At 65.2% G+C, this 13898-nt stretch carries 13 protein-coding genes; all 13 read left to right on the forward strand.

Annotation, left to right across the window (positions count from 1 at the left end; translation table 11 throughout):
* Positions 1 to 551 precede the first annotated feature (551 nt).
* The 13 genes from DVB37_RS12405 (at position 552) to DVB37_RS12465 (ending at position 13846) form a co-directional block, all read left to right on the forward strand.
* The gene (locus tag DVB37_RS12405) at positions 552 to 3467 is read left to right on the forward strand and encodes a monovalent cation/H+ antiporter subunit A (RefSeq protein WP_046805009.1); all 2916 of its coding nucleotides are present in this window, start codon (positions 552 to 554) and stop codon (positions 3465 to 3467) included.
* Positions 3467 to 3811, forward strand: a complete 345-nt coding sequence (locus tag DVB37_RS12410) for a Na+/H+ antiporter subunit C (protein ID WP_046805008.1) — start codon at positions 3467 to 3469, stop codon at positions 3809 to 3811. Before DVB37_RS12405 ends, DVB37_RS12410 begins: the two co-directional genes overlap by 1 nt.
* On the forward strand, positions 3808 to 5439 hold the full coding sequence (locus DVB37_RS12415) for a monovalent cation/H+ antiporter subunit D (protein WP_046805007.1): 1632 nt from the start codon (positions 3808 to 3810) through the stop codon (positions 5437 to 5439). Before DVB37_RS12410 ends, DVB37_RS12415 begins: the two co-directional genes overlap by 4 nt.
* Positions 5439 to 5921 (forward strand): Na+/H+ antiporter subunit E, encoded by a 483-nt coding sequence (locus DVB37_RS12420; protein WP_046805006.1) that lies wholly within the window; start codon positions 5439 to 5441, stop codon positions 5919 to 5921. The genes DVB37_RS12415 and DVB37_RS12420 overlap by 1 nt, the downstream gene beginning before the upstream one ends.
* Entirely contained in the window at positions 5918 to 6205 is a 288-nt protein-coding gene (locus DVB37_RS12425) for a K+/H+ antiporter subunit F (protein ID WP_046805005.1), read from the forward strand. The genes DVB37_RS12420 and DVB37_RS12425 overlap by 4 nt, the downstream gene beginning before the upstream one ends.
* On the forward strand, positions 6202 to 6543 hold the full coding sequence (gene mnhG, locus DVB37_RS12430; protein ID WP_046805004.1) for a monovalent cation/H(+) antiporter subunit G: 342 nt from the start codon (positions 6202 to 6204) through the stop codon (positions 6541 to 6543). The genes DVB37_RS12425 and mnhG overlap by 4 nt, the downstream gene beginning before the upstream one ends.
* A gap of 279 nt (positions 6544 to 6822) precedes the next feature.
* Positions 6823 to 7347, forward strand: a complete 525-nt coding sequence (locus DVB37_RS12435) for a hypothetical protein (RefSeq protein ID WP_240434100.1) — start codon at positions 6823 to 6825, stop codon at positions 7345 to 7347.
* Between the two features lie 114 nt (positions 7348 to 7461).
* Positions 7462 to 8310, forward strand: coding sequence for an HAD family hydrolase (locus tag DVB37_RS12440; protein WP_046805002.1), 849 nt, complete (start codon positions 7462 to 7464; stop codon positions 8308 to 8310).
* Positions 8311 to 8320: 10 nt separating this feature from the next.
* A complete protein-coding gene (tadA, locus tag DVB37_RS12445) occupies positions 8321 to 8812 on the forward strand; it encodes a tRNA adenosine(34) deaminase TadA (RefSeq protein WP_046805039.1) in 492 nt (163 codons plus the stop codon).
* Positions 8809 to 9849 carry an LD-carboxypeptidase gene (locus tag DVB37_RS12450; protein WP_120155386.1) on the forward strand — a complete coding sequence of 347 codons (1041 nt, stop codon included), beginning with the start codon at positions 8809 to 8811 and terminating at the stop codon, positions 9847 to 9849. The genes tadA and DVB37_RS12450 overlap by 4 nt, the downstream gene beginning before the upstream one ends.
* Before the next feature lie 80 nt (positions 9850 to 9929).
* Positions 9930 to 11534, forward strand: a complete 1605-nt coding sequence (locus DVB37_RS12455; protein ID WP_046805000.1) for an ABC-F family ATPase — start codon at positions 9930 to 9932, stop codon at positions 11532 to 11534.
* 190 nt (positions 11535 to 11724) lie between these two features.
* On the forward strand, positions 11725 to 12954 hold the full coding sequence (locus DVB37_RS12460; RefSeq protein WP_120155388.1) for an MFS transporter: 1230 nt from the start codon (positions 11725 to 11727) through the stop codon (positions 12952 to 12954).
* A gap of 121 nt (positions 12955 to 13075) precedes the next feature.
* Positions 13076 to 13846, forward strand: coding sequence for an ABC transporter ATP-binding protein (locus tag DVB37_RS12465; protein WP_046804998.1), 771 nt, complete (start codon positions 13076 to 13078; stop codon positions 13844 to 13846).
* Positions 13847 to 13898 lie beyond the last annotated feature (52 nt).

The following is a 13898-nucleotide window of genomic DNA, read 5'->3' on the forward strand; positions in this document are numbered from 1 at the left end:
TTCTCCATATTGTTGTTCCGAGCCGACCGGCTTCTTGGGCCGGCGTCGGTGAAGCGTGCCTTGCCTGGATGCTGGCTTGGTCGATGCTTCGTGGGCGCAATTCCACACAGGAATCCCCCTACGGTCAACTCAGGATTCACCCTGTAGGGCCCGAAAACTTTTTTTGGCCCCTTTGACATTGCCGGAACATGCCGGCAATTCGGCGAAAATCCCAAGCCTGACAACAACATGAACGTTTTCATCCCGTTTTTCAATGCGCAATGATTGCGCAGTCATCGTGCCGTCATTAGCCGGGTAAATGCATAAAGTTCTGCATAACTTACAAGAATCTGATATTTTTCGGGGGAGATTCTTGGCCTGTCCTGCAAGAAAGCTATTGCGTTTGTTTCTGTCTGCGCCGTTCAATGGGGCGTTGGTTGATGTCCCCGCGGGGCAACGTGTAGTGCAGCGACGCACCGGGCCAGGGTTCCGTCCGTCTTTCAATCCCCGGTCTGTTTCGTCTTTCGCTGCCACGTGCTGGCGGGAGGGGGCCCGGACATTCTCGGAACGCCATGTCGCTGATCCTGATCCTCGCTCTGCCGTTTGCCGGCAGCCTGTGCGCCGCGCTGCTGCCTTCCAACGCCCGCAATGCCGAGGCGTGGTTGGCCGGCCTTATCGCGCTGGCCTGTGTGATCTTGATAGCCAGCCTGTACCCCGACGTGGCCAACGGCGGCGTGATCCGCGCCGACATGCCCTGGGCGCCTGCCCTGGGCCTGCAATTTACATTGCGCATGGACGGCTACGCCTGGCTGTTCGCCTTGATCGTTTCCGGCATGGGCGCGCTGGTTGTGCTGTATGCGCGCTACTACATGTCGCCGGAAGACCCGGTCCCGCGCTTTTTCTCGTTTTTCCTGGCCTTCATGGCCGCCATGCTGGGCGTGGTGTTGTCCGGCAACCTGATCCAGTTGGTCATGTTCTGGGAAATGACCAGCCTGGCTTCCTTCATGCTGATCGCCTATTGGCACCACCGCCTGGACGCCCGGCGCGGCGCGCGCATGGCGTTGACGGTGACGGGCGCGGGGGGCCTGTGCCTGTTGGCCGGCGTACTGATCCTGGGCCATATCGTGGGCAGTTACGACATGGACCGCGTGCTGGCCTCCGGCGACCTGGTGCGCGCCGACCCGTGGTATCCCGCCGTGCTGGTCCTGGTGGCTCTGGGGGCGCTGACCAAAAGCGCCCAGTTCCCGTTCCATTTCTGGCTGCCCAACGCAATGGCGGCGCCGACGCCCGTGTCCGCCTACCTGCACTCGGCCACCATGGTGAAGGCAGGCGTATTCCTGCTGGCGCGCTTCTGGCCGGTGCTGGCCGGCACCGACCAATGGTTCTGGGTGATCGGCGGGGCAGGGCTGATCACGTTGGTGCTGGGCGCCTACGCGGCCATCTTCCAGCAGGACATGAAGGGCGTGCTGGCGTATTCCACCATCAGCCACCTGGGCCTGATCACGTTGCTGCTGGGGCTGAACAGTGAATTGGCCCTGGTGGCCGCCATCTTCCACATGATCAACCACGCCACGTTCAAAGCGTCGCTGTTCATGGCGGCGGGGGTGGTGGACCACGAAACCGGCACGCGCGACCTCAGCCGGCTGTCCGGCCTGTACAAAGCCATGCCGATCACCGCCACGTTGGCCATGGTGGCGGCCGCGTCGATGGCGGGCGTGCCCCTGTTGAACGGCTTCCTGTCCAAGGAAATGTTCTTCGCGGAAACCACCTTTGTCAGCGGCGACCGCTGGACCCAGGTCGGCCTGCCGTTGCTGGCCACGATCGCCGGCGCGTTCAGCGTGGCGTATTCGCTGCGTTTCATCCTTCAGGTGTTCTTCGGCCCCCCGGCCACGGACCTGCCGCGCGCCCCGCACGAGCCCCCCGGCTGGATGTTGTTCCCCAGTGCCTTGCTGGTGTTCATGTGCTTGTTGGTGGGTATCGTGCCCAGCCTGACGGTCGGCCCTTTCCTGGCGACCGCCGCGCAGAGCATCCTGGGCGCAAACATGCCCGAATACAGTCTGGCCGTCTGGCACGGCGTGAATCTGCCGCTGGTAATGAGCATGGTGGCGACGACGGCGGGCGTGCTGCTGTACCTGGTTCTGCGTGCGCACCAGCGCGCCAACCCGGGCCGCGTTCCCTTCATCTACCGGCTGGACGGGCGGCGCACGTTCGAAGCGCTGCTGGACGGCTCCAGCGTGGCGGCCGCGTGGCTGCTGCGCTGGGTGGCCTCGTCGCGTTTGCAAGTGCAGATGCTGTTGATCGTGCTGGGCTCGTTGTTCGTGGCCTGGCTGCCGCTGCGCGCGGGCGGGTGGCTGGAAGGCACCGGCCGCATGACGCCCGTGGACCCGGCGTTTGCCTTGCTGTGGCTGGTGGGCGGCGCGTGCGCGCTGGGTGCGGCGTATCAGGCCAAGTACCACCGTCTGGCGTCCCTGGCGCTGGCGGGCGGCGCGGGGCTGATCACCTGCCTGACGTTCGTCTGGTTTTCCGCGCCTGACCTGGCGCTGACCCAGTTGTCGGTGGAGGTGGTGACGGTGGTGCTGTTGCTGCTGGGCCTGCGCTGGCTGCCGCGCCGGATCGCGAAGGACGACGAAGAGCCCCTGAAGGCCACGCTGCTGGCTCGCGGCCGCCGGCTGCGGGATCTGCTGCTGGCCACCGCTGCCGGCACCGGCATGGCCGCGCTGGCGTATGCGGTGCTGGTGCGCCCGCAAGGCGACACGATTTCGTCCTTCTTCGTTGACCGCGCGCTGCCCGACGGCGGCGGTACCAACGTGGTGAACGTCATCCTGGTGGACTTCCGCGGCTTTGACACCTTTGGCGAAATCACGGTGCTGGGCATCGTGGCGCTGACGGTCTACGCACTGCTGCGCCGCTTCCGCCCCGCCGCCGAAAGCGCGGACCTGCCTCGCCAGCAGCAAGAGCAGGACGGCGGCGTGCCGGCCGCGCCGGACATCAAATCCCTGGTGCCCAGCGGCTCGATGATGGTGCCCACCGTGCTGGTGCGCCTGCTGCTGCCCACCGCCGCGTTGATTTCCGTGTATTTCCTGCTGCGCGGCCATAACCAGCCGGGCGGGGGATTCGTGGGCGGCCTGATCTTCGCCACCGCCGTCATCCTGCAATACATGGTGGGCGGCGTGTACTGGGTGGAATCGCGCAGCCGCCTGAATCCGCAGAATTGGATCGGCATCGGCCTGCTGGCCGCCGGCATCGCCGCCGTGACCGCATGGCTGGCCTACAAGCCGTTCCTGGCCGCGCTGGCCTGGGACGTGGCGCTGCCGCTGATCGGCCATGTGCATTTGTCCAGCGTGCTGCTGTTCGACCTGGGCGTGTACATGCTGGTGGTCGGCTCTACGGTGCTGGTGCTGGTGGCGCTGGCCCACCAATCGCTGCGCGCGCAACGCAAGGCCGCCGCCGAGATGCAGGCGGCCGCCATACAAACAGGGGAAGCCTGATGGAATTGATTTATGCCATCGCGATCGGCGTGTTGGCGGGCTCGGGAGTCTGGCTGCTGCTGCGGCCGCGTACCTTCCAGTTCATCATGGGCCTGTCGCTGGTTTCCTACGCGGTGAACCTGTTCATTTTCGGCATGGGCCGTCTTACGTCGGCTCGTCCGCCTGTCATCGACCCGGGCATGGCGCATGACCCGTCCTGGTACGCCGACCCGCTGCCGCAGGCGCTGGTGCTGACGGCTATTGTGATCGGCTTTGCCACCACCGCGCTGTTCCTGGTGGTGCTGTTGGCCTCGCGCGGCCTGACCGGCACCGACCACGTCGATGGACGGGAGTCCCAATCTTGAGTTTCTGGCTGCAACATCTTCCTGTCCTGCCCATCATCGTGCCGTTGTTTGCCGGCGCGGCCATGCTGCTGCTGGCCGACACCAGCCGTTATGCGCGCGGGGCAATTTCCATGGCGTCCACGTTGGCCCAGCTGGCAGCCGCCATCGCCTTGCTGGTGGTCGCGGGCGGCGGCGTGCCGGGCGTCTGGCCGCAAGGTGTGGGCGTTTATCTGGTGGGCGACTGGCCCGCGCCCTTCGGCATCGTGCTGGTCGTGGACCGGCTGGCGGCGGTGATGCTGACGCTGACGGCCGTGCTGGGCCTGGCCACGTTGACCTATTCGCTGGCCCGCTGGGACCGCGCCGGGGTGCATTTCCATTCGCTGTTCCAATTCCTGTTGATGGGCCTGAACGGCGCCTTCCTGACCGGCGACCTGTTCAACCTGTTCGTCTTCTTCGAGGTGCTGCTGGCGGCGTCCTATGGCTTGCTGCTGCACGGCTCGGGCGTGGCGCGCGTCAGCGCCGGCCTGCAATACATTGCCGTGAACCTGGTGGCGTCGTTCCTGCTGTTGATCAGCATTGCGCTGATCTATGGCGTGACCGGCACGCTGAACATGGCGGACCTGGCCTTGCGCGCCGGCAACCTGACGGGCGCCGAACGCATGCTGTTCGAGGCCGGGGCGGCCATCCTGGGCATCGCTTTCCTGGTCAAGGCCGGCGCCTGGCCGCTGAACTTCTGGCTGGTCAAGGGTTACGGGTCGGCCAGCGCGCCCATTGCCGCCATGTTCTCCATCATGACCAAGGTCGGCATCTATGCGCTGCTGCGTATCGGCTCGCTGCTGCTACCGTCGGGCGCGCCCGCCGCGTTCAGCCTGGACTGGATGTTCGCGGCCGGACTGGCCACGCTGCTGTTCGGCGCGCTGGGGTTGCTGGCGACCCAGCAACTGGAAAAGATCGTGGGCTATTGCGTGATCGTCTCGGCCGGCACCTTGTTGACCGCGTTGGGCATGCCCGGCGTCACGCTGACCGGCCCCGCGCTGTTCTACCTGCTTAGTTCCGTCCTGACGACCGGCGCGTTTTTCCTCTTGGCCGAATTGATCGAACGCACCCGCAGCTTTGGCGCCAACGTGCTGGCCGTGACGTTGGACGCGTTCGACCTGGACGACCCCACGTCGGTCAACCGGTCCGACGATGTGGTCGGCGTGGCCATTCCGGCGGCCATGGCCTTTCTGGGGCTGGCGTTCATCTGCTGCGCCTTGCTGGTGACCGGCCTGCCGCCACTGTCCGGCTTCGTGGCCAAGTTCTCGCTGTTGTCGGCGGCCGTGTCCGCCGCCACGGAATCGGCGCCGCCGATGGACGCATGGATTTTGGTTGCCGCCGTGCTCGTCTCCGGGCTGGCGGGCCTGGTGGGGCTGGGGCGCACCGGCATTCGCGTCTTCTGGGCCAGCGACGACCGCAGCACGCCGCGCTTGCGCCTGATCGAAGCCGGGCCGGTTGCCGTGCTGTTGCTGTTGTGCGTGGGCCTGGCGGCGGGCGCGGGCCCGGTGTCGGCCTATCTTGACGACGCGGCGCGCTCGCTGGACCAACCCAAGTCCTACATCGAAGCCGTCATGTCCGCGCAAACCGTGCGCGGCCTGAAAGGGGGAAGCTGATGCGCCGCGTTTACTTCCTGTTCCTGCCCGTTTTCCTGTTTGTCTTGTGGCTGGTGCTGAATGAAAGCCTGTCGGCCGGCCAGATTGCGCTGGGCGCCGCGCTGGCCTTGTGGTTCACGTGGGCGGCCTCGCGCCTGCGCCCGCTGCACGCGCGCCCGCGTCGTCTGTGGAAGGCCGTGCCGCTTTTCCTGCACGTGACGGCGGACATCATCCGGTCCAACATCGCCGTGGCCAAGCTGATCCTGAGCCCCCGGCGCAATGAATTTTCACCCGGCTTCATCATGATTCCGCTGACCATGCGCGACCCGCACGGGCTGGCGATGCTGGCTTGCATCGTGACCTACACGCCGGGCACGGTCTGGGTGGACCTGACCGCCGACCACCGCCTGAAGCTACACGTGCTGGACCTGCAAAACGAGCAGCACTGGGTCGACCTGGTGCAGCAGCGCTACGAGCGCCCGTTGATGGAGATGTTTGAATGACGATAAATACCGCACTGTATTGGGCGGCATCCTTCGCCCTGGTGTGCTTTGCGCTGGGCATGGTGTGCGCCACCATCCGCCTGTTGCGCGGCCCCACCGCGCAAGACCGCGTGCTGGCGCTGGACACCCTGTATATCAACGGCATGCTGATGATGCTGGTCTTCGGCATCCGGTCCGGCTCCTCGCTCTATTTCGACATTGCGCTGCTGATTGCGCTGTTCGGTTTTGTAGGGTCCACGGCGATGGCGCGTTTCTTGTTGCGCGGCGAGGTCATCGAGCCATGATGAACGCCGCCATTCCCTTGTGGGCCGGCATCCCCGCCTGCGTGCTGCTGGTGCTGGGCGGGCTGTTGGCGCTGACCGGTTCGGCCGGGCTGCTGCGCTTTCGCAGCTTCTATGCGCGCATCCATGCGCCCACGCTGGGCAACACGCTGGGCTGCGCCTGCGTGCTGCTGTCCTCCATCCTGGTGTTTTCGGCGTGGTCCGCGCGACCGGTTTTTCACGAGGTCATCATCACCTTGCTGCTGGTGGTTTCGTCGCCCGTGACCGCCATGTTGCTGATGCGTGCGGCCACCTATCGTCATCGCCTGACGAAGGCCGACGCGGACCAGGACGCGCGCTAAGGCTGTAACAAGCGACACGGCATGTGAACGCCGGAAATCGTGCTGCAACGCGGCAATATCACTGACAGGGGCCAACCGCCCCTGTTTTTCTTTGTGCGGCGACAGCGGGGCGGCGGGGGGCTTGAAGCGGGCTTGAAACGTAACCTTACGAAATCACGTCGCTGGTCATGTGCCCGGCGCACAGTCGTGGGATAGTGGTTTTCAACAAGCGGCGCAGCGGTACTGAAGACGGCACCGCTTTCGGTTCAATCTCGGTTCAATTCTAGTAAGGAGCTGGCCATGAACGTACGACCCATGCATACGAAACGCCTTGCGGCATCCCTTTGCGCGGCAGGCTTGATGCTGGCTGCGGGGGCGGTCCACGCGGCAGATGCGATCGGCCGCGCTGCCATCCAGTCCCAGTACGAGCAGGACGTGGCGAACTGCAAAAACGGCAAGACCAACCAAGACCGCACGACCTGCATGCGCGAAGCCGGTGCGGCGCGCGATGAAGCCCTGCGCCAGAACCTGAAGGACGGCTCTTCCGACCAGCTTCAGCAAAACATGGTGGATCGCTGCAACCGCCTGCCCGCGGGCTCGCGCCAGGATTGCCTGACCCAGATGACTTCGCCCACCAACGTGCGCGGCAGCGTGCAGGGCGGTGGCGTGCTGCGTGAAACGGTGATCCAGGTGCCGGCCGGCACGGTCCCGCCCGCCAGCACTGTCCCGCCCGCCGGCACCATGCCGTCGACCGGTGCGATGCCGCCGGCCACATCCCCCGGCATGGCGCCGCCGCCTGCGGCGCCGGGTGCGCCGATGCGCTGATCAGCGCGCGCCGCAAGCCTATCGGCCCGGCCGAGGCGCAACAGCCGCCACATTCAGGCAAAATGGCGGCTGTTGCGCCTTGCGCGCTTTTACGCTTGCCCCCATCACGCACCCATGTCCGACGTCATTGCCCTGATTTTCGACTTCGACGACACGCTGGCCTCGGACAGCACGTCCGGTTTCCTGGAAAGCATCGGCGTGGACACGGCCTCGTTCTGGAAGGACGAGGTCGACCCCTTGCTGTCCAAGCAAGACTGGGACCCGGTGCCCGCCTATCTCTACAAGATGATCCAGCTGTCGCAGGCCGGCAAGCACGGCCTGATCACGCAGCAGCGCCTGAAAGAGTGGGGCGCCAGGCTGGATCTGCATGATGGCGTGCCCACCTTGTTTTCCAGGCTGCGCGCGGCGGTGCGCGCCGAGCAGCCGCAGGTCCAGCTGGAGTTCTACCTGATCTCAAGCGGCATCGGCGACGTGGTCCGCTCGACGCCCATCGCGCACGAGTTCACCGAAATCTGGGCTTCCGAATTCGTCTACGGCGACGATGGCGGCATCACCTTCCCGCGCCGCATCGTCAGCTTCACCGACAAGACGCGTTATCTGTTCCACATTCAGAAAGGCATCATCGGCCGCGACTTTCGCAACAAGCCCTTCGAGGTCAACCGCAAAGTGCCCGAAGACCGGCTGCGCGTGCCGTTCGACCAGATGGTGTTCGTGGGCGATGGCTACACCGACATCCCTTGCTTTTCGCTGATCCGCCGCGCGGGCGGCTTCGCCTTTGGCGTCTGGGACCCCAAGCACCGCGACAAACGCAGCCGCGCCTGGGGCTTTATCGAAGAAGGCCGCGTGTCCAACCTGAACCAGGCCCGCTACGACGAAGAAGCCGAGCTGTATCAGTGGCTTGAAGAAGCCGTGACCAGCCTGGCCGGCCGCATCGCCCTGAAGTCACGGGTGTACCGTGGTTGAGGCCGGCCCGCTGGCGGCAGTGCCCGCCTGGACGGCCGAAGACGCGCGCTACATCGAACTGGCGCTGCAAGAAGCCCAGGCCGCTTATGACATCGGCGAAGTACCCGTGGGCGCGCTGGTGGTTTCCGCGCAAGGCGAAATCCTGGGGCGCGGCTATAACCGCACCATCATTGACCACGACCCCACCGCCCACGCCGAAATCGTGGCGCTGCGCAACGCGGCGCGGCGCCTGGAAAATTACCGTTTGCCCGGCATCACCGTCTACGTCACGCTGGAACCGTGCGTCATGTGCATCGGCGCCATGCTGCACGCGCGACTGGCTCGCGTCGTCTTCGGCGCCTACGACCCCAAGACCGGCGCCTGCGGCAGCGTGCTGGACGTGGGCGCCGTGCCGAAACTCAACCATCACACTTCAGTCACCGGCGGCGTGCTGGCGGAACCTTGCGGCGATTTGCTGCGCCGGTTTTTCCGTGAACGCCGCGCCAAGGAATCCATCGCATGAGCACCCGCAAACCCGCCAAATCCGCCTCCAAAAAGGCGGCTACCTCGGCGGCCGCCGCCCACGATCATGACCATGGGCTCGCCTGCGGCGAGGACTGTGGTCACGATCACAGCCACGATCATGCAGACGGGCAAGTCATGCCGGACGCCCGCGGCATCTACCTGATCTCGCCGTCCTCCGCCGTACGCGACCCCGCCACGGTTGAATTGGCGCGTGAACGCTTGCAGCAGCAAGGCTTCAAGACGGCGGTGGACCGCAGCGCCTATGCGGTGCATCAGCGTTTCGCGGGCACCGACGCGCAGCGCGCCGCCAGCCTGGTGCGCGCCACCAAGCAAAAGCTGCCCATCGTCATGGTCACGCGCGGCGGCTACGGCATGGGCCGCCTGCTGGACCAGATCGACTGGACGGCCATGGCCGACAGCGGCAAGCGCTTTGTCGGCATGAGCGACTTCACGGCTTTCAACTTGGCGCTGCTGGCCAAGACGGGCGCCGTCAGCTACAGCGGCGCCACCGCCGTGGCGGACTTTGGCGGCAAAAAGGTCGACGACCTGACCGAAGCCCTGTTCGGCGAAGTCATGCGCGGCGAGCTGGAAATCCTTAGCTTCGAAACCCAGGACGCCGACCCGGTGGACGCCCGCGGCATCCTGTGGGGCGGCAACCTGGCCATGGTGGCGTCCTTGGTCGGCACCCCGTATTTCCCGAAGGTGCGCGGTGGCATCCTGTTTCTGGAAGACGTGGCCGAACACCCGTATCGCGTTGAACGCATGCTGATCCAGCTGGCGCAGGCCGGTGTGCTGGCCAAGCAAAAGGCCATCGTGCTGGGCCGTTTCACCGACTACAAGCTGGCCCCGCACGACAAGGGTTACGACCTGCACGAAGTGGTGGCGTGGCTACGCAAGACGGTCAAGGTGCCGGTGATTACGGGCCTGCCGTACGGCCATGTGGCCACCAAGGCCACGCTGCCCATCGGCCAGAAGGTCGGCATCGCCACCGAGAAGGGCCTGGCCCATCTGGTGCTGGACGAACACCACCACTGATCCGGGCAGGCGAGCGCCCGTTTGCTACACTATCGGGTTTCCTCGCATGCGTCTTCGGACGCCTACAGACTCAAAATACCGTGATATCCACAGCCAATCTCACCATCCAGTTCGGTCCCAAGCCCCTTTTCGAGAACGTCAGCGTCAAGTTCGGGGAAGGCAACCGGTACGGGCTGATCGGGGCCAATGGGTCCGGTAAGTCGACGTTCATGAAGATCATCGGCGGCGACCTCGAAGCGTCCGGCGGCAACGTGTCGCTGGAGCCGGGCGTGCGCCTGGGCAAGCTGCGCCAGGACCAGTTCGCGTTCGAAGACCTGCGCGTGCTGGACGTCGTCATGATGGGCCACACCGAAATGTGGGCCGCCATGTCCGAGCGCGACGCTATCTACGCGAACCCGGAAGCCACCGAAGACGACTACATGCGCGCGGCCGACCTGGAAGCCAAGTTCGCCGAGTACGACGGCTACACCGCCGAAGCGCGCGCCGGTGAACTGCTGCTGGGCCTGGAAATCGCCGTGGACCAGCACAACCTGCCCATGCGCGAAGTGGCCCCGGGCTGGAAGCTGCGCGTGCTGCTGGCGCAGGCGCTGTTCTCGAACCCCGACGTCCTGCTGCTGGACGAGCCCACCAACAACCTGGATATCAACACCATCCGCTGGTTGGAAAACGTGCTCAACAGCTACCAGAGCACGATGATCATCATCAGCCACGACCGCCACTTCCTGAACCAGGTGTGCACGCACATGGCCGACGTGGACTATGGCGAAATCCGCATCTACGCGGGCAACTACGACGACTACATGCTGGCTTCGACGCAGGCCCGCGAGCGCCTGGTGTCCAACAACGCCAAGGCCAAGGAACGCGTCGCCGAACTGCAAGACTTCGTTCGCCGCTTTGCCGCCAACAAGTCCAAGTCGCGCCAGGCCACCTCGCGCTTGAAGCAGATCGACCGCATCAAGGCGGACCAGGTCGTGGTCAAGCCGTCGTCGCGCCAGAACCCGTACATCCGCTTTGAACAGAACAAGGTCATGCACCGCCTGGCGGTCACGGTCGAAAACCTGACCAAGGCCTACGACGCGCCGGTCATCACCAAGTTCTCGGCAATGGTGGACGCGGGCGAAAAAATCGCCATCATCGGCGCCAACGGCGTGGGCAAGACCACCTTGCTGCGCTTGCTGGCCACGGAACTGCAACCGGATTCAGGCTCGGTGAAATGGTCCGATAATGCCGACCTGGGCTACATGGCGCAGGACGTTTCCGACCAATTCCTGCAAACCGACATCAACTTGCTGGACTGGATGGGCGACCATCGCCAGCCGGGCGACGACGACCAGTCGATCCGTTCGGTGCTGGGCCGCCTGCTGTTCTCGGCGGACGACCTGCCCAAGGCGCCCAAGGTGCTGTCCGGCGGCGAAAAGAACCGCATGACCTTCGGCCGCCTGATGCTGGGCCGGCACAACGTCATGCTGCTGGACGAGCCCACCAACCACCTGGACATGGAATCGATCGAATCGCTTCAGTTCGCGTTGGAAAAGTACGAGGGCACGCTGGTGTTCGTGTCGCATGACCGCGAATTCGTGTCCGGCCTGGCTACCCGCGTGATCGAAATCCTGCCCTCGGGCGAGATCATCGATTACCGCGGCGGCTACGAAGACTATCTGGAATCGCGCGGCATCGAAGCCTGAGCCCGCTGGGAGGCATGTCGGCCTGACGTTGGCCGACGTGTCAGCCACCCATCCCGTCCATCACGGCGCGCCTCTCGGGGCGCGCCGCGTTGTTTTCAGCCGTGCCGCTGTTCAGCAAGCTGCAATATTGATTGCGCTATCATCGGGTTTACCCTGAGCCGCTCGGCCAGGCATTTTTTTTTCCAGACCAATGTCCCCCACACCGCACAGCACGCCGGACGGCGCGCCGATCAGCACGTACGCGCTGACGTTTCGCATCGTCGCTATCGCCTTCTTCACCTTCATCTGCTACCTGGCCATCGGCTTGCCGCTGGCGGTGTTGCCCGGTTATGTGCACGACAAACTGGGCTATGGCACGGTGCTGGCCGGGCTGGCGATCAGCGTGCAGTACGTGGCCACCTTGCTCAGCCGCTCGCACGCCGGGCGCATGGCGGACACGGTGGGCCCGAAGCAAACCGTCGTGATCGGCATGATTGCCTGCGCGGCAAGCGGCGTTTTCCTGCTGCTGGCCTATGCCTTCGAACGTAGCGCCTGGTTGAGCATGACGGCAATCATCGTCAGCCGGCTGGCGTTGGGGTTCGGGGAAAGCTGGGTGGGCACGGGGTCGGCCACGTGGGCCATCGCGCGGGTCGGGCCGCTGCACACGGCGCGCGTCATCTCGTGGAACGGCATCTGCACGTATGGCGGCTTGGCGCTGGGCGCACCGCTGGGCGTGACGCTTGAGCGGGAATGGAGCATGGGCGCGCTGGGCGGGGCGGTGTTGCTGCTGGGTCTGGGGGGCTTGGGGCTGGCCGTCAGCCGCGCGGCGGTGTCTATCGTCGGCGGCCACCGGATGGCCTTCAAGAGCGTGGTGCTGCGCGTCTTCCCGCACGGCATGGCGCTGGGGCTGGGGTCGGTCGGTTTCGGCACCCTGGCTGCCTTCGTGGCGCTTTACTACACCAGCATGTCCTGGGAAGGCGCGGCCCACGCGCTCAGCGCCTTCGGGTGCGCGTTCATCGGGGTGCGGCTGCTGTTTGCCGGCACCATTACGCGCTATGGCGGTTTTCGCGTGGCGCAGGTTTCCTTCCTGGTGGAAGCGGCGGGCCTGCTGTTGCTGTGGCTCGCGCCCAATCCTACGGCCGCGCTGCTGGGCGCCGCGTTGACGGGATGCGGGTTCGCGTTGATTTTCCCTGCCATCGGCGTCGAAGCGGTGGCGCGCGTGCCGGCGGGCAGCCGAGGCGCGGCGCTGGGTGCCTATTCGGCGTTTCTGGACTTGGCGCTGGGCGTCACCGGCCCCATCGCCGGCTATATCTCCAGCGGCTATGGCTACCCGCCTATCTTCCTGTCCGCCGCCCTGGCGGTGGCGATCGGGTTTGTGATTGCGTACGGGCTGCAACGCCACGCCAGCCGGCAAGCCGTCGCCCAGACCGCAACCCGCTAGGCCTTCCTGTCTTTATTCATATAACGGGAAGCTTTAAAGACATTCAATATTGATCGTTTGAATTCATATAACGAATTGTTAGATTTAGGCCTCGTCTTCACGCGCGCCCACGATTCGTTCCATGAACCTGACCTTCGATCACGTCCACAAGCACTTCGGCGACCTGCCCGTGGTGGACGACTTCACCAGCGACATCAAGCCCGGTGAACTCGTCGCCCTGGTCGGCCCCTCTGGCTGCGGCAAGTCCACGCTGCTGCACCTGGCGGCGGGCCTGGAACAGCCCACGCAGGGTCGCGTCCTGGCCGACGGCAAGCCCGTGTCCGGCCCGCACCCCAGCCGCACGCTGGTATTCCAGGAACACGCGCTGTACCCGTGGCTGACGCTGGAAGACAACGTGGCGTTGGCGCTGGAATTTCAAAACATCCCCAAGAAGCGCGCCCGCGAAGGCGCTCGCCAATGGCTGGCGCGCGTCAGCCTTGCCGGCTTCGAACACTACTATCCGCATCAGGTGTCCGGCGGCATGCGGCAACGCGCTGCACTGGCGCGCGCCTTCATCGCCCAGCCCCAAACCATGCTGATGGACGAGCCGTTCGGCGCGCTTGACGCGCTGACCCGCCTTAGCCTGCAAGACGTGCTGCGCCAGCTGATCGCCCAGGAAAAGCCTACCGTCCTGCTGGTTACGCACGATGTCGACGAAGCGCTGTTCCTGGCCGACCGCATTGTGGTCTTCAGCCCGCGTCCGGCGCGTGTGTTGCGCGAATTCAACCTGGCGCATCGTGCCAAGACGCACGACCTGTCTGACCTGGCCGCTGAAAAGCGCGAGATCCTGCGCCTGCTTGGCATCGCCGTGGACGGCTCGCAAGCCCATGCCGACATGGCGCTGGCTGCCTGACCCATCCTGGCTTGAACCCATCCTTATCCGTCGCGGCGTTTTCGCGCCGCCA

The sequence above is a fragment of the Achromobacter sp. B7 genome (genome assembly GCF_003600685.1).
In the GTDB taxonomy this organism is placed as follows: domain Bacteria; phylum Pseudomonadota; class Gammaproteobacteria; order Burkholderiales; family Burkholderiaceae_B; genus Achromobacter; species Achromobacter spanius_B.